This window comes from Micromonospora sp. NPDC048999, from assembly GCF_040649295.1.
Taxonomy (GTDB): domain Bacteria; phylum Actinomycetota; class Actinomycetes; order Mycobacteriales; family Micromonosporaceae; genus Micromonospora.
The window spans coordinates 39,068-58,978 of record NZ_JBEZFI010000004.1 but is presented as its reverse complement, the minus strand read 5'-3'; the positions used below and the strand labels follow the sequence as shown (position 1 = coordinate 58,978).

Below are 19,911 nucleotides of genomic sequence, written 5' to 3'. Positions count from 1 at the left end.
GTTGCCGCATCCGTCCACGCCGTGGGCGGCTGCGAGGACCCTCGACCGGGGTCGGCGTCGTCGGTCACCATCCGGGGGTCAGAATCACCCATTCGCGCACCGACTGACGGTGCGCCGTGAGCCTTACGAGGACGCAGCGATGAACATCCTGGACGCCCTTGACGCCCAGTCGAAGCGTACCGACCTCCCCGACTTCCGTGCCGGTGACACCGTCAAGGTGCACGCGCGGGTCGTCGAGGGCAACCGGTCCCGGGTCCAGATCTTCCAGGGCGTCGTCATCCGCCGCCAGGGTGACGGTCTGCGCGAGACCTTCTCGGTCCGCAAGGTCAGCTTCGGTGTGGGTGTGGAGCGGACCTACCCGGTGAACAGCCCGGCGATCGACCGGATCGAGGTCGTGACCCGCGGTGACGTGCGGCGTGCCAAGCTCTACTACCTGCGCGAGCTGCGCGGCAAGAAGGCCAAGATCAAGGAGCTGCGCGAGAAGCAGCCGGCGAGCTGAATTCCCGTTCGCCACACGGCCTGACCTGTGCGGATGTCGTATCGATCGGAGCGCACTACCCTGGTCGTACGGGCGCACTGGGACGGCGCGCCGCGCCTGCTCGCGGCGGCACAGCGATCCACTACCGCCCGTGGGGTCTCTGGCGAGACTCCCGGGCGGTAGTGTCGTTTCGGCGGACCGGAGAGTGGCATGGTGCAGATGCTTGACGAGGACGGCGCCGTCGATCCGTGGCACCGGCGGGTCCGGCGCCACCGCCGGCATTTACCCCTCTGGCAGGAGCTGCCCCTGCTGCTGGTCGTCGCGTTCTGCCTGGCGGTGCTGATCCGCACCTTTCTGCTCCAGGCGTTCTTCATCCCCTCCGGGTCGATGGAGGACACCCTCCTCATCGGCGACCGGGTGCTGGTCAACAAGGTCGTCTACGACGTCCGCGAACCGGCTCGCGGCGAGGTGGTGGTCTTCCGGGGCACCGACAGGTGGGTGGCCCAGGAGGCCCCGGTGCCGCCGACCAACTTCCTCGGTCGGGTCGGCCGGACCCTCGGCGACCTGGTCGGGATCAGCCGCCCCGGCGAGAAGGACTTCATCAAGCGGGTCATCGGTGTGCCCGGCGACCGGGTCTGGTGCTGTGACCAGGGCCGGGTCGTGGTCAACGGCGTGCCACTGGACGAGCGGTCGTACGTGTCCGAGGATTCGCCGATCGACCTGCCGCCGAACGCGAGAGAGTGCCGCTCCCGGCAGTTCACCGAGGTGGTCGTACCGCCGGGCCAGATCTTCGTGATGGGCGACCACCGGCTGGTCTCCCAGGACGCCCGCTGCCAGGGGCCGGTGCCGATCGACAACGTGGTCGGTCGAGCCTTCATGATCGTGTGGCCGTCGCAGCGGTGGGCCACCCTGCCCGTCCCACAGACCTTCGCCGACCTGCCGCAACCCGAGGCGGCGCCGGCCCGACCGGTCCCGGTGGATCCGGACCCGGTGGGCGGTGTGGTCCTGATCCTCCCGGTCACGGCCGCGCTCCGGCGTTCTCGCGCGTTCGGGGCGACCGCGCCGCACCGGGCAACGTAGGCTCCTCCCGTGATCGACGAGCAGACCGAAAAGCCACGCAGCTCCTTCTGGAAGGAGCTGCCCATCCTCTTGGGCGTGGCGATCCTGGTCGCAGTGCTGGTACGTGCCTTTGTGCTGCAGACCTTCTGGATCCCCTCCCCGTCCATGGAGAACACCCTGAAGATCGACGATCGGGTGCTGGTCAACAAGCTGGTCTACGACTTCCGCTCGCCGCACCGCGGCGAGGTCATCGTCTTCAAGGCGCCCACCTCGTGGAGCGGCAATCCCTCCGGCGAGGACTTCATCAAGCGGGTGATCGGCGTCGGCGGCGACCACGTGGTCTGCTGTGACCCGCAGGGGCGGCTCATCATCAACGGCAAGCCGATCGACGAGCCGTTCATCTACCCGGGCAACAAGCCGGCCGACCAGGATTTCGACATCACCGTGCCGCAGGGGCGGCTCTGGGTGATGGGCGACCACCGGCAGGCCTCCGGCGACTCCCTCGAGCACTGGCAGCAGTCCGGCGCGGACATCACCGAGGCCACCATCCCCGAGGACCAGGTGGTCGGCCGGGCCTTCACGATCTTCTGGCCACCCAGCCGGGCGACCTGGCTCACCGTGCCGAAGCAGTTCGACGGGATCCCCAATCCCTGAGCTGAGTGGGCGTGGGCGTTCGTCGGACGCGTCTGGCAGGCTGGGGAGGTGACCGTCTACACCCCTCGCCGCACGGCCCGCGTGCTGCTGGTCGACGCGCTTTCCGGGGGTGCCCCGTGCTGACGCCTCCGCGCACCGTGGTGCGCCGCGACGGCGGCCTCTACGCCCTGGAACGGGCCCTGCAACGGCGGGGCTTCCGGCACGTGGCCGGCGCCGACGAGGCCGGCCGAGGTGCCTGCGCCGGGCCGCTGGTGGCCGCCGCTGCGGTGCTGCCCGAGGGGCGGCGCGGCGAGATCGACGGGCTGGCCGACTCCAAGCTGCTCACCGCGGCCAGCCGGGAGCGGATCCACGACGAGGTGGTGGCGCGGGCCCTGGCGTACGCGGTGGTGGTCATACCCGCCGCGGAGGTCGACGCGCGCGGGCTGCACGTGTGCAACCTGGCGGCGATGCGTCGCGCCCTGGCCTCGCTGGCCACCCGCCCCGAGTATGTGCTGACCGACGGCTTCGGCGTCGACGGGCTGGATGTGCCGGGGCTGGCGGTCTGGAAGGGCGACCGGGTGGCCGCCTGCGTGGCGGCGGCCAGCGTGCTGGCCAAGGTCACCCGGGACCGGATCATGGTCGGGTTGGACGAGCGATACCCGGGCTACGGCTTCGCCGAGCACAAGGGCTACATCACGCCCGAGCACACCGCCGCGTTGCGGGAGCTCGGGCCGTGCCGGGAGCACCGCTTCTCGTACGCGAACGTGGCCACCGTCTCCGGTCGCGACGGCCGGCCGCCGCGCTCCCGACGCCCGGCTGGCGGCGGCCCGGGTGAGACGCTTTTCGGCAGCCCGGGTGAACCGCTTTTCGGCGGCTCGGGTGCGATGCTCTTCGGCGGCCCGGACGAGCCGATGGAGCGGTCCGGGGCGGTAGGGGGTACCGTCGGCGTGGCGTGGGGCGAGCAGCCGCGACCTCCGGCGCCGGTGGGGGAAGATGTGGTCATGGAAGGCGGAGAGCGATGAGCGCCGAAGATCTCGAAAAGTACGAGACCGAGATGGAGCTGCAGCTCTACCGGGAGTACCGCGACATTGTCCGCCAGTTCTCCTACGTGGTGGAGACCGAGCGCCGCTTCTACCTGGCCAACCAGGTCGACCTGCACGTGCGTAACTCCGACGGCGAGGTCTACTTCGAGGTCGAGATGCACGACGCCTGGGTGTGGGACATGTACCGTCCCGCCCGATTCGTCAAGAACGTCCGGGTAATGACGTTCAAGGACGTCAACGTCGAGGAGCTGGAGAAGCCCGACATCTCGCTGCCCGCGGATTCCGGATTCGGCGGCTGACCCGGCCGGGTGGCGGGCCGGCCCGACCGGCTGCCCGCTCCCGGCGGCGGATCACTCCGCCAGCACCACCACCTCGACGCGCTGCACCAGGTTGTTCGCGAAACCGCCCCGGTTCCACGGCTGCTCGACCGGCTGGGTCCGCCCCGAGGCGTCCGTCGCCCGCGCACCCAGCACGTGACGCCCCGGCGTCGGGTACCACTCGACCTGCCAACGCCGCCACGCCCACGCGCCCCCGGCCGGCTCGTCGAGGGTTGCCGGCACCCACGTCGTACCGCCGTCGAAGGTCACCTCGACGGCCGTGACCGGCGCATGCCCCGACCAGGCCCGGCCGTCCACCGTGCACGGCCCCGGCCGCAGCATCCGGGTACGCGACATGAAGTCCGGGAAGCCCGGCGGGCGTACCAGGGCGCGTGGCTCGATCCGGGTCACCGGCACACCCGGGTCGTCCGCGTCCTGCCGCAGCCGGTACGCCACCGCGTTCTGGTAGCCCTCGAAGGGCTCGGTCAGCACCCGGATGTTCCGCAGCCACTTCACGTGCGCCATGCCGTACCAGCCGGGCACGATCAGCCGCAGCGGCGCGCCGTGCTGCGGCAGCAGGGGAGCACCGTTCATCTCGTACGCGAGCAGCACCTCCTCGCGCAACGCGTCCGCGACCGGCAGCGCCCGCTGGTAGTCCTGCTCCACGCCGCGCTCGATCCCGTGGTCGGCGCCGGTGAAGACCACGTCCACGGCGTCGCCGGCGAGCCCGGCCTCGCGCAGCAGCGGCGCCAGCGGGGTGCCGGTCCACTCGGCATTGCCGACCGCCTCCACCAGCCATGGCTGGCTGACCGGGCGCGGGTGCAGCAGCGCCCGGCCGTTGCCGGCGCATTCGAGCGTCACCCGGTGGGTGACCCGGGGCCGCTCCCGCAGCGCGGCCAGGTCGAGGCTGAGTGACCGTTCCACCGCGCCGTCGACGGTCAGCGTGTGCGCCGCCGGGTCGACGTCCGGGATGTCGTAGTGGATGAGCAGGTAGTGCAGGCCGGCCGGGGTCACGTCGTAGCGGAGCGCCTCCAGGGGGATCCCGTGGTTGCGCGCGGCCAACTGGAGTTCCTCGGCGCTGATCGCCTCGTCGGGCCCGGCTATCCGGGAGGCGCGGCTGATCTCGTCCACAGTGGTCATACGTGCTTCCTTCGGGCTGTTCAGTGGCGGGTGAGCCGGTCGACGAACTCGAACATCGTGACGCCGGGCGGGAGCGGGCGGGGCGGACCGGTGAACCGGTGCACCCCGACGCCGACCCCGTCGGCCGGGCTGCTCACCTCGAACGGGGTGAAGCCCTCCTCGGCGAACCAGGCGCAGATGGTGGGGACCAGGTCCGGCTCGCGCCGGTGCCGGGTCCAGATGACCGTGCCGCCGGTGGCGCAGAGCGCGGCGCAGTGCCCGACGGTGGCCCGGATGTCCGCCTCGACGATGTTGCCGAAGACCCCGCACACCAGGACCAGGTCCGCCGGCACGAGATCGGCGTACCGGTCGGTGAGCGCTGCATCGCCGACCATCACCTCGACCCCGGTCAGGCCGGCCTCGGCGGCGGCCGCCCGGGCGATCTCGGCGTTGCGCGGGTCCAGTTCGACCAGCCGGGCGATGACGTCGTCCCGCCGGGGATGGGTGGCGAGCACCGGAATCAGGTCATGCCCCTGTCCGGCGCAGAGACTGATCGCCCGCAACGGACCCGCCGGCGCCCGGTCCAACGCCTGCCGGATCTGTTCCCGCACCGCCGCGAGGCGGCGGGACAGGGCGGATCCGGGTTGGTGGTAGTCGTGGTGCCAGGCGTACCAGTCCCTCGTCACGCGGCCAGCATAGGCGTCGCGCCCATAGCAGATCATCTCCGCGGTTGGGCGCTGTCCACAGCCGGGACGTTGTCCACAGTGACCGTTTCCGGCGGTGGAGTGTTACCGGGTCCCGGCGGCAGGGTGTGCGGCATGCCGTTGCTGCTGCGCCCGGCCGTCCCGGCCCTCGGCCTCCTGCTGCTGGTCGCCCCGGTCGCTGTCCGTCCCGGGTCGGCCGTGGCCGCCGCCCACGCCGCCGATCCCCGGCCTTCGGTCGACCCGGCGGCGGACCCCTGGGTGCTGCCCGATCCGCCTGACGCCGCACGGTTCGGCTGGCCGCTGGCCGGCACACCCCGACCGGTACGCCGGTTCGACCCACCGCCGCAACCGTGGCTGCCCGGCCATCGTGGCGTCGACCTGGCCGCCGCTCCGGGCGTCGAGGTCCGCGCCGCCGGCGCCGGGATCGTCCTCTTCGCTGGCATGGTGGCCGGGCGTCCGGTGGTGAGCGTCGGGCACGCCGACGGGCTACGCACCACCTACGAACCGGTACGCCCCGGGCTGCCGGTCGGCGCGCAGGTCGCGACCGGGACACCGATCGGCGATCTCCTCGCCGGCCACCTCGGCTGCCTCGCCGAGGCGTGCCTGCACTGGGGGCTGCGCCGGGGCGAGGAATACCTGGACCCGCTCGCCCTGCTCGGCCTTGGCGCGGTCCGGCTGCTCCCGGTCGACGCCCCGGGCCACTGATGCCCGGCCGCCGACGCCCCGGGCGTGATGCACGGCGGCCGACGTCGCCGGCCGCTGACGGCCCGGCCGCCGGTGTCGCTCAGCGCTGGGCGAGCAGCGTGGGAAGGCGGACGGCCAGCCGGTCGTACTCGTCGGGAGTGTTGTAGACCTGGCCGCAGAGGCGCAGCCAGCCCCGGCCGTTCCAGGCCGCCACCGCCACCTCTGCGGCCAGTCGGTCCGCGATCCGGGCCCGCAGCGCCCGCGCCGCGTCCAGCGTCGTGGCGACGCCGGGCGGCAGCGGGATGAGTCGCATGGACACCGTCGGTCCGCCGGGCTCCGGCAGGTGGGACGGCGCCACCCCGAGGGCGTCCCCGACCACCCGCTGCCCGTACGCGGCCAGCGCGGCGTTGTGCGCGCGTACCCGGTCCACGCCGAGGGTGCGCAGGTTGAACAGGCCCGCCGGTGCGGCGAGCCACGGCGTGTAGTCCAGCGTCGCCTGCCACTCGACCCGGGTGGGGAAGCCGCTGTCCTGTTCCCACGACACGACCAGCGGTTGGATCCGCTCCCGCCACGGCTCGGCCACCACCAGGGCGGCGGTGCCGCGCGGCGCGTACGCCCACTTGTGCAGGTTGCCGACCCAGAAGTCGGCGCCGACCGAGGCGACCGTGGTCGGCAGCATGCCCGGCGCGTGTGCCCCGTCGACCAGCACCGGCACCCCCTGCTCCCGGGCCACCCCGACGATCGCCGCGACCGGGAAGAGCCGGGCGGTGGGCGAGGTGATCTGGTCGACGACCAGCAACCGGGTACGCCCCGGGCGCAACCCGGACCGGATGATCTCGATCACCTCCTCGTCGGTGGCGTTCAGCGGCACCGGCAGCGTTCGGGACACCGCCCCGGTCCGCCGGCACTCCCGCTCCACCGAGAAGGCGACCGCCCCGTACCCGTGGTCGGTGGTCAGCACCTCCTCGCCGGGGCGCAGGCCGAGCGACTGGAGCACCACCGCCACGCCGGTGGTCGCGTTGCCGACCAGCGCGGTGCCGTCCGGGTCGGCACCCAGGAACGCGGCCAGGTGCCGCCGCGTGTGGGTGATCCGGTCGACCAGGCCCTGGGTGAAGAAACGGAGCGGGTTCGCCTCCATCTCGTCACGCAGGCGCTGCTGGGCCCGCTGCACGACGATCGGGACCGCGCCGAACGATCCGTGGTTGAGATGGCTGACCGACGGGTCGAGGGAGAAGAGCAGCCGAGCCCCGGGGATCGGCTCGGGTGGCTGCGGGACCGTCATCCGCTGATGGTAGCCCGCCGTGGATCATCACCTCGCGGTTCTTTCGCCCCGGTGCTCCCGACCGCACGTCGGCTTCCGCACCGCCAAGCTTGGCATCGATGGCGGGTGATTGCGGGTACTCCTCGACGGGGCCGCTCAGGGTAGGGTGCGCGCATGGGTGCTCTCAGGCCGTGGCACGTTGCCGTGCTGTGTTGCGTCGTGTCGTCAGTCGCACTCATCGGTGGCCTGGTGTGGCTGGTGACCAAGAGGGCTAACCGCCGGTAGTGCGGGGCGGTTCGCCGCTCGCCCCGGTTCAGGCCCGCGGGTGCGCCTGTCGGTACGCCGCCCGCAGCCGCTCCACCGACACGTGGGTGTAGATCTGCGTGCTGGCCAGCGAGGAGTGGCCGAGCAACTCCTGTACGGCCCGCAGGTCAGCGCCGCCCTCCAGCAGGTGGGTGGCCGCGGAGTGCCGCAGCGCGTGCGGAGTCGTATGCGGCAGGCCGGTGGCCTCGGAGTACCCGGCGACGATCCGACGCGCCGTGGTCGGGTTGAGCCGCCCGCCTCGGGCGCCGAGCAGCAGCGCCGTCCCCGAGCCGGGGCCGGCCAGGGCGGGTCGGCCTCGGCTCAGCCAGGCGTCGAGCGCGTGCTGCGCCGGCACCCCGTACGGCACCGCCCGTTCCCGCCCGCCCTTGCCGAAGACCCGGACCACGCGGCGGGCGTGGTCGACGTCGGTGACGTCGAGCCCGCACGCTTCGCTGATCCGCACGCCGGTGCCGTAGAGCAGTTCCAGCAGCACCCGGTCGCGCAGCAGCACCGCGTCATCGGTGCCGGCGTCGTTCGCCGCCGCCTGCTCGGCCGCTTGCTGCGGGGCGTCCATCAGGGCGGTGGCCTGGTCGGCCCGCAGGACCGTGGGCAGCTCCCGGTGTGCCCGGGGACTGGCCAGCGGGGCCGCCACGTCGGTGGTGAGCAGTCCGGCCCGGTGCGCCCACGCGCTGAACGTGCGGGCGGAGGCGGCCCGGCGGGCCAGCGACGAGCGCGCCGCACCCATCGTCCGCTGCTTTGCCAACCAGCTCCGCAGCACGGTCAGGTCCAGCTCGGACGGGCCGGCGCAACCCAGGCGTGCCGCATGGTCGAGCAGGGAGACCAGGTCGGTCACGTACGCCCGCACCGTGTGCGCGGACCGGTTGCGTACCCCGGCCAGGTGCTCGGCGAACGCGTCCACCGCCTCCCGCATCTCCGGTGGCAGCGCCTCGTGGACCGCCCGGGTGCCGCGGCGTTGCCGAGGCGTCTCGCGGCCGGCGCGGATGCTGCTGTCGTCGGCGGACATCCGCCCAGCCTACGGGCGCGACCGGCCGGCGTAGGCCACCCGCACCGTCCTGACGCGGCGCCGCGTCACGCTCGGGTGCCCTTGCCGGGTGGCGGCGCGAGGGCGTAGCCGTCGTCGTGGCGTACCACCATGGCCAGTTCCTCCAGTAGGGACAGCTTGCGCATGGCGGTGCGCAGATCCACCCTGGCGCGGGCTGCGACGTCGTCGAGGGCCAGCGCCTTGCGCCGGGGCAGCGCCTCCAGCACCTGCGTCGCCTCGTCGTCGAGCTGGTCCCGGAGCCGTTCCGGGGCCCGGGCGGGCGGTGCCAGGTCCTCGCCGATCCGCCCCACCTCCTCCAGCACGTGCGCGACACCGGTGACCAGCCGGGTCTTGTGTTCTTCGCGCAGCAACTCGTGCGCGCCCACCGACATCGCGGAGGTGACCGGGCCCGGCACCACCATTCCCGACCGACCGACCCCGATGGCCCGTTTGAGGGTCTGGGTCGCGCCGCTGCGGGCCGCCGCCTCCACCAGCACCGTTCCCAGTGTGCCGGCCGCGATCACCCGGTTGCGGATGAGGAACCGGGGCCGCAGCGGGTCGGCGCCCGGCAGCCACTCGCTGACCAGCAGGCCGGTCTCCGCGATCCGATCGAAGAGCGCCGTGTTGCCCATCGGATACGGGCGGTCCAGCCCGCAGGCCAGCACGGTGACGGTGAGCCCGCCGGCGGTCAGCGCGCCACGGTGCGCGGCGGAGTCGATGCCGAAGGCCCCGCCGGAGACTACCGTCCAGCCGCGATCGGCCAGCCCGTAGCCGAGTTCGGTGGCGACGTGCGTCCCGTACGGCGTCGCCGCCCGGGCGCCGACGACGGCGACGGACCGGTCGAACGCCTGCCCGAGCGGCTGCGCGCCGCGTACCCAGAAACAGAGCGGCGGCGCGGTCTCCCGGTCGACCCGGCGTTCGGCTCCGGGCAGCCTCAGCCTGTGCAGGTCGTCGACCCGGGCCGGCCACTCGTCGTCCTCGGGAGTGACCACCCGCGCGCCGAGTCGCTCGGTGTGCCTGAGTGCCTGCTCCGCCACCGCCCTGGCGTCGCCGCCGGCCGACCGGGCGGCCACCGCGGACCGGAGCGACTGGTCGGGCACCTCGCCGTCGAGCAGCAGCTCGAGCGCGGCGACGGGGCCGAGCCGAGCGACCAGCCGATGCACCAACTGGGTCCCGGGCTCGGTCAGCCAGGTCAGGGCCACCCGCGCCAGGCGGCGATCCGCCATCGTGCCGGACCTGATGATTCGCTCGCTCATGCCGGCACTCCGCTTCGCTCCGTGCCGTCATGAGGCACCACCGCACTGCATTGATGATTCGCTCGCTGACGCTCGCTCATGCCGGCACTCCGCTTCGCTCCGTGCCGTCATGAGGCACCACCGCACTGCATTGATGATTCGCTCGCTGACGCTCGCTCAAGCTCCCTCTCCCGTCCTGAGCTGGATGGCCTCGGCGATGTCCCCGCCGTCCGGGCGGTCCCGCCCGTCCAGGTCGGCGATGGTCCACGCGAGCCGGATGACCCGATCGAACCCGCGGGCGGAGAGTGAGCCGGCGTCGAGTCGTTTGCGCAGTTCCCTGGTGTCGCGCCCGGGCAGCTGCCACGGCGGCCGGCGCAGGTACGGGCCGGGGATCTCGGCGTTCACCCGACGGCCCGTGGACGCCCATCGCGCGGCGGCGGCCCGGCGCGCGGTGGCGACCCGGGCGGCCACCGTCGCGGACGACTCGTTCGGCGTGTCCGTCTCCAGCAGCTCCGCCGCCCGTACGGGATGCAGCCTGACCTGCACGTCGACGCGGTCCAGCAGCGGCCCGGAGAGCCGGCCCAGGTAGCGCCGCCGGGCTAGTGGGGTGCACTCGCAGTCGGCGTCGCCGGACGGCTTCGCGCAGGGGCAGGGGTTGGCGGCGAGGACCAGTTGCGCGCGGGCCGGGTACTCCGTGGCGCCCCGGGTCCGGGCGACCCGCACCCGGCCGCTCTCCAACGGCTGCCGCAGCGCCTCCAGCGCCCCCTTGTTGAATTCGGGCGCCTCGTCGAGGAAGAGCACGCCACGGTGGGCCAGCGACACCGCGCCGGGCCGGGCCAGCCCCGACCCGCCGCCGACCAGGGATGGGACCGTGGCCGTGTGGTGCGGTGCCTGAAAGGGCGGCCGGCGCAGCCGCCACCCGCCGGGCGGCAGGAGCCCGGCGATGGAGTGCAGGGCGGTGACCTCCAGCGCGGCCTCGTCGTCGAGCTCCGGCAGGATCGACGGAAGCCGCTCGGCGAGCATCGTCTTGCCGGCACCGGGCGGCCCGACCAGCGCCAGATGGTGCCCGCCCGCCGCGGCCACCTCCAGCGCCCGACGGCCGAGCTGCTGCCCGGCCACCTCGGCGAGGTCGGGTCCGCCCCCGTAGTCGGCCGGTGCGGAGGCCGGCGGTGGGAGCAGCGGCGAACCGTCCCGGACGAAGGCGATCAGCCGGTGCAGGGTGTCGACCGCGCGTACCTGCAGGCCAGGGATCACCGCCGCCTCGGCGGCGTTGCCGGCCGGTACCACCACCCGTTCGAAACCGGCTCTGGCCGCGGCGGCGACCATCGGCAGCGCACCCCGTACCGGGCGGACCGTGCCGTCCAGGCCGAGCTCGCCGAGGATCACCGTCCGTTCCAGTGGCAGCAGCGGCAGCTCGCCCGAGCCGCCGAGCACCGCCGCCGCGATGGCCAGGTCGAAGGCGGACCCGTACTTCGGCAGGGTGGCCGGGAGCAGGTTGAGGGTGATGCGCCGGTTCGGCCACTTCTGACCGGAGTTGACGATGGCCGCGCGGACCCGGTCCCGGGCCTCGTGCAGCGCCGTGTCGGGTAGGCCGGAGATCACCACGCCCGGCAGCCCGGGCGCTAGGTCGGCCTCCACCTCCACCACGTGCCCGGCCACCCCGACCAGGCCCACGCAGAGCACCTTGGCGTAGCTCACGTTAGAACGCGCCCCTCACGTGCTCGACCTGGGCCCGACCGGCGACGGGAAGCCGCACGGCCAGGAGGTCGAACCGGACCTCCTCGGCGGTAGTGCCCGTTTCGGCCAGCCAGCGGGCGGCCAGGCCACGCAGTCGGCGCGCCTTCGCCGCTACGACCGCCTCGGCCGGGCTGCCGAAGTCCTCCGTACGGCGGGTCTTCACCTCGCAGATGGCGAGCACCGGGCCCTCCCAGGCGATGATGTCGATCTCCCCGTCCGGGCAGCGCCAGTTCCGGGCGACCGGGCGCATCCCCGCCTCGATCAGGTGCCGGACGGCGCACCGCTCGCCGTACGCGCCGACGGCCTGGTTCCGCTTCGTCATGCCGGCTACGGTGCGGGCCCGGCGGCCGGTTGTGGCGGCGCGCCGGTGCCCCTGTGGATGACGGGGCGGCCTGTGGACGGGCGGACGATCATGCCCGGGCTGTGCTATGGCGCGGTGACCGTCCCGGGTCGGGATCCTGGTCGGCGGCGGCGTCGCCCATCAGGGCGAATGGCGCGCACGGTGCCGGTCGCATACGGTGCCGGTCGTGGACGGACGACGGAGCTTTCCCGAAGATGAGCAGGGCTCTCCCTGGAGCGACCCCGGGTACGCCGAACCGGACTGGCGCGCCGCCGGCGAGCCGCGCTACCGCGACGACGACTTCCACGTTCCCGAGCAGCGCACCGGCGGCGAGAGCCGGTACGGCGACCCCGGACGGTTCGGCGGCCTGGCCGACCCGCTGAGCGACGACACCGACAGCTACCGAGGGGCACGCCGGCTGGACGACCCGGAGATCTCCGGTGAGCTGCCGGGCGAGCGCGGCGGCCGTCGGGCGGCGCGCGAGGCCGTTGACCTCGGCGGGAGCGTGCACGAGAGCGCGGCTGACCCGCTCGGCCTGGACCGTACGGGCGACGCGCTGCGCCCCGGTCCGTTGGGCGGCTACCCGATCGTGGAGTCGTCCCGCCCGGCCGAACCGACCATCGCCGCCCCGGCGTCGACGAGCGAGGCGGGCCGGCCGTCGTACGACACGCCCACCTCGCTCGCAGTCGGTGACCGGCCGTCGTACGGCACGCCCGCACCGTTGACCGTCGGGGAGCGGCCGTCGTACGACACGCCCACGTCGTTGACCGTCGGGGAGCGGCCCGCCGCGCCCGCGACCGAGGCGATGGCGATGGACGGCCCGCCACCGCACCCGCTGGACCTGCCGACCGGCCCGATGCCCGCGGTCGCGCCCCGGTCGGACGGGCCGCCGCCGGGGGATGGTGTCTACCGGACCCGCCGGCCGGCGCTCGCGGTGCTGCTGGCGGTGCTGGTGCTGGCCCTGGAGATCCCGGCGCTGCGGGTGCTCCTGCGTGGCGTGGTGGGCGACCCGGTCTCCACCTCGCACGTGGTGGTGGGCACGTTCCTCGTGCTGGGGCTGCCGACCTTCGGCGTGGGCCTGTACGGGCTGCGCACCGGTGGGCTGGCGCTCGCCGACGGCACCCGCGGCTGGCTCCGGCCGCCGACGGCCTACCTCACCGTCGGGCTCGTGCTCTTCGTCGCGGCGGCGCTCGCCGCCCGCTGACCGGGGACAACCCCAAGATCTCCCGAAATGCGCAGATCTTGAAACGCGCCCGCGTCCGGTGGCCCGTTGTCACACCCGCGGGTGGGCGTACGGGAAAGGGGCGTACACTGGTCGACTGGCGACCGCCTCGCGCGGTCGACCTCGCGTGCCCTCTCCACGGACATTTCGTGGGGCGTCGGCCTCCCTGGTCCCGATCATGATCGGGTCCGTCACGGTCGGCGATCGGGCGCCAGGCCGCCCGGCCGCCGGCCGGGCGGGACAACCAGGGATCGCAAGGAGTACCCACCATGGCCGTCGTGACCATGCGTCAGCTGCTGGAGAGCGGTGTCCACTTCGGGCACCAGACCCGGCGCTGGAACCCGAAGATGAAGCGCTTCATCTTCACCGAGCGCAACGGTATCTACATCATCGACCTGCGCCAGACTCTCGACTACATCGAGAAGGCGTACGAATTCGTGCGTAACACCGTGGCCGAGGGCGGCAGCATCCTCTTCGTCGGCACCAAGAAGCAGGCCCAGGAGGCCATCGCCGAGCAGGCGACCCGGGTCGGCCAGCCGTACGTGAACCACCGCTGGCTCGGCGGCATGCTGACCAACTTCCAGACGGTGTACAAGCGGCTTCAGCGGATGAAGGAGCTGGAGGCCCTGGGTGACCTGAGCGGCACCGCCGCCGGCTACACCAAGAAGGAGACCCTGCAGCTCTCCCGCGAGAAGATCAAGCTCACCAAGACCCTCGGCGGTCTGCGGGACATGCAGAAGCTCCCGGCCGCGGTCTGGATCGTCGACACCAAGAAGGAGCACATCGCCGTCGACGAGGCCCGCAAGCTGGGCATCCCGGTGATCGCGGTGCTCGACACCAACTGCGACCCGGACGAGGTCGACTTCCCGATCCCGGGCAACGACGACGCCATCCGCTCGGCCGAGCTGCTGACCAAGGTCGTCGCCGCCGCCGTCGCCGACGGTCTGATCGCCCGCTCCGGCCGCCGCCGCGGCGCTGACGAGAAGCCCGAGGCGGGCCAGGTCGGCGCCGACGAGCCGCTGGCCGAGTGGGAGCGCGAGCTGCTCGAGGAGCCGAAGAAGGTCGACGAGCAGCCGGCGGCCACCGCCGCGGAGTGATCGCGCCGTCGCGTCCCCGCCGTCCGATTTCCCGGCCGGTGGGGCGCGACGGGTCTCCCGGGCACAACCGGCCCGGATCCGGGTAACCGGCACCCAGACCATCCCACCGCAGTCTCAAGACCCGAAGAGAGAGCCATGTCCAACTTCACCGCTGCGGACGTCAAGAAGCTCCGCGACCTCACCGGCGCCGGCATGATGGACTGTAAGAAGGCGCTGACCGAGGCCGAGGGCGACTTCGACAAGGCCGTCGAGATCCTGCGTGTCAAGGGCGCCAAGGACGTCGGCAAGCGGGCCAGCCGCACCGCCGCCAACGGCCTCGTCGCGCACTCCGGTCAGGCGCTGCTCGAGCTCAACTGCGAGACCGACTTCGTCGCCAAGAACGACGCCTTCATCGCCCTGGCCCAGCAGCTGGTCGAGCACGGCGTGGCCAGCGGCGCGAGCAACGCCGAGGAGCTGCTCGCCAGCACCATCGATGGCAAGAGCGTCGCCGATCTGGTCCAGGAGCAGTCCGCCAAGATCGGCGAGAAGCTGGTCCTCAACCGTTTCAGCAAGCTCGACGGCAGCACCGCGGTCTACCTGCACCGCAAGAGCCAGGACCTGCCGCCGGCCGTCGGCGTGCTGGTGCAGTACACCGGCAAGAGCGACGAGGCTGCCGACTCCGACGCCCGGAGCGTGGCCATGCAGATCGCCGCCATGCGGCCGAAGTACCTCACCCGTGACGAGGTCCCGGCCGAGGTCGTCGAGTCGGAGCGGCGCGTCGCCGAGCAGACCGCCCGCGAGGAGAACAAGCCCGAGGCCGCGCTGCCGAAGATCGTCGAGGGCCGGGTCAACGCCTTCTTCAAGGACTTCGTCCTGCTGGAGCAGTCGTCGGTCGCCGACAACAAGAAGACGGTGAAGCAGGTGCTGGCCGAGGCCGGCATCGAGGTCAGCAGCTTCCTGCGGTTCGAGGTCGGCCAGGCCTGAGCCGCAGCCTCGGGCGCGGGATGCGCTCGTGGCCAGGGAAACATTTCGACGAGGAGGCCGCCGGTGTACGCGACAGGCACCGCGGCCTCCTCGTCACATAAGGTCGGCAACGGCAGGTACGCGGTATGCGGTACGCGCACCCAGGTGCGCGACAGAAGGGGCGGTGCGGATGACGCAGGTTGTGAGTGACCGGAGCCTGGCGGCGGATGACCCGACCGCCCCACCGCCCGGCCGGGCCCGACGGGTGGTGCTGAAGCTGTCCGGCGAGGTCTTCGGTGGCGGCGCGATCGGCGTCGACCCGGACGTCGTGCAGGGCATCGCCCGGCAGATCGCCACCGTGGTTCGTCGTGGCGTGCAGGTGTCCGTGGTGGTCGGCGGCGGCAACTTCTTCCGCGGCGCCGAGCTGCAGAAGCGCGGCATGGACCGGGCCCGGGCCGACTACATGGGCATGCTCGGCACGGTGATGAACTGCCTGGCTCTGCAGGACTTCCTGGAGAAGGAAGGCATCGAGACCCGGGTGCAGAGCGCGATCACCATGGCTCAGGTCGCCGAGCCGTACATCCCGCTCCGGGCGATCCGCCACCTGGAGAAGGGCCGGGTGGTCATCTTCGGCGCCGGCGCCGGCATGCCGTACTTCTCCACCGACACCGTCGCCGCGCAGCGGGCGCTGGAGATCCGCGCCGATGTGGTGCTGATGAGCAAGAACGGCGTGGACGCGGTCTACACCGCCGACCCCCGGATCGATCCGACGGCGAGCAAGCTCGACTCGATCACCTTCTCCGAGGTGCTGCGCCGCAACCTGCGGGTGGCCGACGCCGCGGCGTTCAGCCTCTGCATGGAGAACGGCCTGCCGATGCTGGTCTTCGGCGCACAGGGCGACGACACGATCGTTCGCGCCGTCGGCGGCGAGAAGATCGGCACCCTGATCACCGCCTGAGCGGCCCGCCGAGCCGGCAGCGGTTCCTCCGACCCGACAGCAACACCACGACGAGCAACAGAAGGAGGCGAGGAGACCGGTGATCGACGACACCCTCCTCGAGGCCGAGGAGAAGATGGAGCGTGCCATCGAGCACGCCAAGGAGGAGTTCGGCGGCATCCGTACCGGTCGCGCCAACGCCGCCATGTTCTCCCGGATTGTCATCGACTACTACGGCACCCCGACGCCGCTGCCCCAGATGTCGTCCATCGGGGTCCCCGAGCCGCGCATGGTGATCATCAAGCCGTACGACAACTCGCAGCTGGGCGCCATGGAGCGGGCGATCCGCGACTCCGACCTCGGGGTGAACCCGAACAACGAGGGCAACCAGCTGCGGATCCTGCTCCCGCAGATGACCGAGGAGCGCCGCCGCGAGATGATCAAGGTCGCCCGGCACAAGGGCGAGGAGGCCAAGGTGGCCGTCCGCAACATCCGCCGCAAGGGCAAGGAAGAGCTGGATCGCCTGGTCAAGGACGGCGAGGTCGGCGAGGACGACGGCCGGCGCGCCGAGAAGGAGCTGGACGACCTGACCCAGCGGTTCGTCGCCACCATCGATGAGCTGATCAAGCACAAGGAGAACGAGCTGCTCGAGGTCTGAGCGGCTCGCCACCCGTCACGGCACCGGAGTGCCGCCACCCGTCTACGACAACTCCAGCTCGCCGCGCCGCGACCTGGAGCAGTCGGGGTGGCGGACCCGGTGCCGTCCTGGTTGGTGGCCATCGTCCGCCGTCCCGGGTTCCCGGGTGCAGTAGGCTCGGCACCGATTCGGCGACCACCACCGGGTGAACGGTGGGGGTATCCCAGCTGTCGAGTCGGTCAATCACAACAGTCACGCCTGTAGGGGATGGTCTTGGTCTTGCGTCATGTGGTGGCTCTCGTACCGCTTTCGCTCGGTTCGTGATGTCCCGCCCCGACCCCTACGGCGCCGCCGAGCCGCGCGGCTGGGAGCGGCCGGTCTCGCTGCCGTGGCCCGAGACCGACCTCGAACCGCGGCCCCGGCACCGGCCGAACGCCCCGGAGACGTACGCGGAATCGGCCGGGCGTACCCCCGCCGGCGCTGAGCCCTATGCCCAGCCCTGGCCGGACGACGACCGGTACGACGCGGCGCGCGATCGCCGGCCGTACGAGGACCACTCGGGCCGGGACGGCCGGGGGTACCGCGAAACGGACCGTGGCGGGCGTGGCCAGGCCGGCTACCGTGATGAGCTGGGCCGCCCGGGCAGGGGCCAGCACGAGCGCGACCCCCGGGACAGCGGCGAGGCCTACCGCGACGAGCGCGACGAGCGGGACGAGCGGGACGCCTACCCCGGCCCGGGTTCGGACCAACGGGACGATCCCCGCCACCGCGAAGTGGGCCGTGACCCGCGGGACCGAGGCTACGACGAGCCCCTTCGGGGCGACCGGCCCGACCTGCCGGACGACGAGTACCCCACGGCGCAGTTCGGCGCGGTACAGGACGAACCCACCACGCAGCTCCCCCCGGTACGGGACGAACCGGCCGGGCGGCTGACGGTAGGCGCGGAGGCGACGCCCGAGCCGCCGCCGAGCCGGCGCCCTCGGGGCCGCCGCCGGGCCAGCGTCGATCGGCCGGCGACCGCCCAGCCGGCGGCCAGCCGGGCGGGCCGCAACCTGCCGGCCGCGATCGGGGTCGGGCTGGCCCTCGGCGCGGCGATCCTGTTGCCGCTCTTCTTCTACCGGCCGGCGTTTCTCGCTGTGATCGCCGTCGCGGTGGCGATCGGCATCTGGGAGATGGTCCAGGCGGTCGGTCGTGGCGGAGCTCACCCGCCGTTGCCGCCGCTGATCGCCGGCGGTGTGATCACCGTCTGCCTGGCCTGGTTCGCCGGCCCCGACGCGCAGACTCTCGGCCTGGTGGTCACCGTGCTCGGCACGATGATCTGGCGGCTGGGGGACGGCCCCGGCAATTACCAGCGCGACCTGACCGCCGCCACCCTGATCGCGGTCTACGTGCCCTTCCTCGGCGGTTTCGCGGCCCTGCTCGCGGCTGCCCCCGACGACGGGCACCTGCGAGTGCTGGTCACCCTGGTCGCCGTGGTGCTCTCCGACACCGGCGGCTACGCGGCCGGCGTCGCCTTCGGCAAGCATCCGATGGCCCCCAGGATCAGCCCGAAGAAATCGTGGGAGGGCTTCGCCGGCTCGGTGACCGCCGCCGCGGCGGGCAGTGCCCTGCTGCTCTGGCTGCTCTTCGACGTGGCTCCCGGGTGGGGCGCGCTGTTCGGGGTGGCGATCTCCTGCGCGGCGGTCCTCGGCGACCTCGCCGAGTCGATGATCAAGCGAGATCTCGGGGTCAAGGACATGAGCAACCTGCTCCCCGGGCACGGTGGCCTGATGGACCGGCTTGACTCGATCCTCTTCGCGGTGCCGACGGCGTACCTGTTGCTGGCGGTCCTGGTGCCGGTGGCGGGCTGAGGGATGGATCACGTGGGGGCCGCATCCACCGGCCGGGCGGGGCCGATTCGGCACCTACGGGCGGGTGCGACCAACCTTGGGCGTGTCAGACTGGACGCGCCATGACGAGTCTGCCCCTGATCCCCGTAGACCCCGACGCCCGCGGCCGCCGGCCCGCGCTGCCGCCCCGGCATCTCGCCGACCTGGACCTGCCCGGCCGGCAGGCGCTCGTCGCCGAGCTGGGGGAGCCGGCCTTCCGCGCCAAGCAGGTCTCCAACCACTACTTCGGCCGCCTGGTCCGCGACCCGGCCCGGATGACCGACCTGCCGGCGGCCACCCGGGAGCGGCTGGCCGGGGCGCTGCTGCCCACCCTGCTCACCCCGGTACGCGAGCTGGCCTGCGACGACGGCGCCACTCGGAAGGCGCTCTGGCGGCTGCACGACGGCTCGCTGGTGGAGAGCGTGCTGATGGGCTACCCGGACCGGGTCACTGTCTGCATCTCCAGCCAGGCCGGCTGCGGCATGGCCTGCCCGTTCTGTGCCACCGGCCAGGCCGGGCTGACCCGTAACCTGTCGACCGCGGAGATCGTCGACCAGGCCGTCTACCTCGCCGGGGTGGCCGCCTCGGGCGCGGTGGCCGGCTCCCCACCGCGGCTGTCGCACGTCGTCTTCATGGGCATGGGCGAGCCGCTGGCCAACTACTCGCGGGTGGTCGCGGCGATCCGCCGGCTGGTCGCGCCGGCCCCGGAGGGCCTCGGCCTGTCCCAGCGGCACATCACCGTCTCCACGGTCGGCCTGGTGCCGGCCATCCGGCGACTGGCCAGCGAAGACCTCTCGGTGACTCTTGCGCTGTCGCTGCACGCCCCCGATGATGAGCTGCGCGACGAACTCGTCCCGGTCAACCAGCGCTGGAAGGTGTCCGAGGTGCTGGACGCGGTGTGGGACTACGCGGCCACGACGGGGCGTCGCGTGTCGATCGAGTACGCGATGATCAAGGACGTGAACGACCAGCCGTGGAGAGCCGATCTGCTTGGGCGGCTGTTGGCCGGCAAGCTGGCCCACGTGAACCTCATCCCGCTCAACCCGACTCCGGGCAGCCGTTGGGATGCCAGCCCGAAGCCGGTGGAGCGGGAGTTCGTCCGGAGGTTGCGCGACGCCGGGGTGTCGACCACAGTGCGCGACACCCGGGGACGCGAGATCGACGGCGCGTGTGGGCAGCTCGCCGCCGCCGAGGACAGGGACACCGAGCCGCCGGCTGCAGCAACGGCGTGACCGGGCGTAGCGAACGAGACC

General features: G+C 72.7%; 20 protein-coding genes. 13 read left to right on the top strand and 7 right to left on the bottom strand.

Annotated elements, in window-relative coordinates; translation table 11 throughout:
* The first annotated feature begins 139 nt into the window (after nt 1-139).
* The 5 genes from rplS (at nt 140) to AB0C02_RS08160 (ending at nt 3,512) form a co-directional block, all read left to right on the top strand.
* Complete coding sequence (gene rplS, locus AB0C02_RS08180) at nt 140-499, top strand: 50S ribosomal protein L19 (RefSeq protein WP_357542489.1); 360 nt, start codon at nt 140-142, stop codon at nt 497-499.
* Between the two features lie 189 nt (nt 500-688).
* Complete coding sequence (gene lepB / locus AB0C02_RS08175) at nt 689-1,558, top strand: signal peptidase I (RefSeq protein ID WP_357542487.1); 870 nt, start codon at nt 689-691, stop codon at nt 1,556-1,558.
* Between the two features lie 9 nt (nt 1,559-1,567).
* Nucleotides 1,568-2,191 (top strand): signal peptidase I, encoded by a 624-nt coding sequence (lepB, locus tag AB0C02_RS08170; RefSeq protein ID WP_357542485.1) that lies wholly within the window; start codon nt 1,568-1,570, stop codon nt 2,189-2,191.
* A 116-nt stretch (nt 2,192-2,307) separates the two neighbouring features.
* Entirely contained in the window at nt 2,308-3,192 is an 885-nt protein-coding gene (locus AB0C02_RS08165; RefSeq protein WP_357542483.1) for a ribonuclease HII, read from the top strand.
* The gene (locus tag AB0C02_RS08160; protein WP_007075222.1) at nt 3,189-3,512 is read left to right on the top strand and encodes a DUF2469 domain-containing protein; all 324 of its coding nucleotides are present in this window, start codon (nt 3,189-3,191) and stop codon (nt 3,510-3,512) included. The genes AB0C02_RS08165 and AB0C02_RS08160 overlap by 4 nt, the downstream gene beginning before the upstream one ends.
* 51 nt (nt 3,513-3,563) lie before the next feature.
* On the opposite strand, the gene AB0C02_RS08155 is transcribed toward AB0C02_RS08160, so the two are convergent.
* Nucleotides 3,564-4,670: a sulfite oxidase gene (locus AB0C02_RS08155; protein ID WP_357542481.1), complete on the bottom strand. Its 1,107-nt coding sequence runs from the start codon at nt 4,668-4,670 to the stop codon at nt 3,564-3,566.
* Nucleotides 4,671-4,690: 20 nt separating this feature from the next.
* Entirely contained in the window at nt 4,691-5,335 is a 645-nt protein-coding gene (locus AB0C02_RS08150) for an SAM-dependent methyltransferase (protein ID WP_357542479.1), read from the bottom strand.
* A 132-nt stretch (nt 5,336-5,467) separates the two neighbouring features.
* Here AB0C02_RS08150 and AB0C02_RS08145 point away from each other — a divergent pair, with 132 nt between their 5' ends.
* On the top strand, nt 5,468-6,058 hold the full coding sequence (locus tag AB0C02_RS08145) for a M23 family metallopeptidase (protein ID WP_357542477.1): 591 nt from the start codon (nt 5,468-5,470) through the stop codon (nt 6,056-6,058).
* Between the two features lie 79 nt (nt 6,059-6,137).
* Here AB0C02_RS08145 and AB0C02_RS08140 read toward each other — a convergent pair whose 3' ends face one another.
* The 5 genes from AB0C02_RS08140 to AB0C02_RS08120 all read right to left on the bottom strand — a co-directional run bounded on the left by AB0C02_RS08140 (nt 6,138) and on the right by AB0C02_RS08120 (nt 11,937).
* The gene (locus AB0C02_RS08140; protein WP_357542475.1) at nt 6,138-7,319 is read right to left on the bottom strand and encodes an aminotransferase class V-fold PLP-dependent enzyme; all 1,182 of its coding nucleotides are present in this window, start codon (nt 7,317-7,319) and stop codon (nt 6,138-6,140) included.
* A 292-nt stretch (nt 7,320-7,611) separates the two neighbouring features.
* Nucleotides 7,612-8,625, bottom strand: coding sequence for a tyrosine recombinase XerC (locus AB0C02_RS08135; RefSeq protein ID WP_357542473.1), 1,014 nt, complete (start codon nt 8,623-8,625; stop codon nt 7,612-7,614).
* A 65-nt stretch (nt 8,626-8,690) separates the two neighbouring features.
* A complete protein-coding gene (locus AB0C02_RS08130) occupies nt 8,691-9,899 on the bottom strand; it encodes a DNA-processing protein DprA (protein WP_357542471.1) in 1,209 nt (402 codons plus the stop codon).
* A gap of 156 nt (nt 9,900-10,055) precedes the next feature.
* Nucleotides 10,056-11,576, bottom strand: coding sequence for a YifB family Mg chelatase-like AAA ATPase (locus AB0C02_RS08125; RefSeq protein WP_357542469.1), 1,521 nt, complete (start codon nt 11,574-11,576; stop codon nt 10,056-10,058).
* 1 nt (nt 11,577) lies between these two features.
* Nucleotides 11,578-11,937 (bottom strand): YraN family protein, encoded by a 360-nt coding sequence (locus AB0C02_RS08120; protein WP_357542467.1) that lies wholly within the window; start codon nt 11,935-11,937, stop codon nt 11,578-11,580.
* 205 nt (nt 11,938-12,142) lie between these two features.
* Between AB0C02_RS08120 and AB0C02_RS08115 the strand changes: the two genes are divergently transcribed.
* The 7 genes from AB0C02_RS08115 (at nt 12,143) to rlmN (ending at nt 19,890) form a co-directional block, all read left to right on the top strand.
* Nucleotides 12,143-13,159 (top strand): hypothetical protein, encoded by a 1,017-nt coding sequence (locus AB0C02_RS08115; protein ID WP_357542465.1) that lies wholly within the window; start codon nt 12,143-12,145, stop codon nt 13,157-13,159.
* A 287-nt stretch (nt 13,160-13,446) separates the two neighbouring features.
* A complete protein-coding gene (gene rpsB / locus AB0C02_RS08110; RefSeq protein ID WP_357542463.1) occupies nt 13,447-14,274 on the top strand; it encodes a 30S ribosomal protein S2 in 828 nt (275 codons plus the stop codon).
* 135 nt (nt 14,275-14,409) lie between these two features.
* Nucleotides 14,410-15,237, top strand: a complete 828-nt coding sequence (gene tsf / locus AB0C02_RS08105) for a translation elongation factor Ts (protein WP_357542461.1) — start codon at nt 14,410-14,412, stop codon at nt 15,235-15,237.
* Between the two features lie 169 nt (nt 15,238-15,406).
* Nucleotides 15,407-16,174 (top strand): UMP kinase, encoded by a 768-nt coding sequence (gene pyrH, locus AB0C02_RS08100; RefSeq protein ID WP_091190591.1) that lies wholly within the window; start codon nt 15,407-15,409, stop codon nt 16,172-16,174.
* Nucleotides 16,175-16,253: 79 nt separating this feature from the next.
* The gene (frr, locus tag AB0C02_RS08095; RefSeq protein WP_357542459.1) at nt 16,254-16,811 is read left to right on the top strand and encodes a ribosome recycling factor; all 558 of its coding nucleotides are present in this window, start codon (nt 16,254-16,256) and stop codon (nt 16,809-16,811) included.
* A gap of 302 nt (nt 16,812-17,113) precedes the next feature.
* Nucleotides 17,114-18,640, top strand: a complete 1,527-nt coding sequence (locus AB0C02_RS08090; protein WP_357542868.1) for a phosphatidate cytidylyltransferase — start codon at nt 17,114-17,116, stop codon at nt 18,638-18,640.
* 101 nt (nt 18,641-18,741) lie between these two features.
* A complete protein-coding gene (rlmN, locus tag AB0C02_RS08085) occupies nt 18,742-19,890 on the top strand; it encodes a 23S rRNA (adenine(2503)-C(2))-methyltransferase RlmN (protein WP_357542457.1) in 1,149 nt (382 codons plus the stop codon).
* The last annotated feature ends 21 nt before the right edge of the window (nt 19,891-19,911 follow it).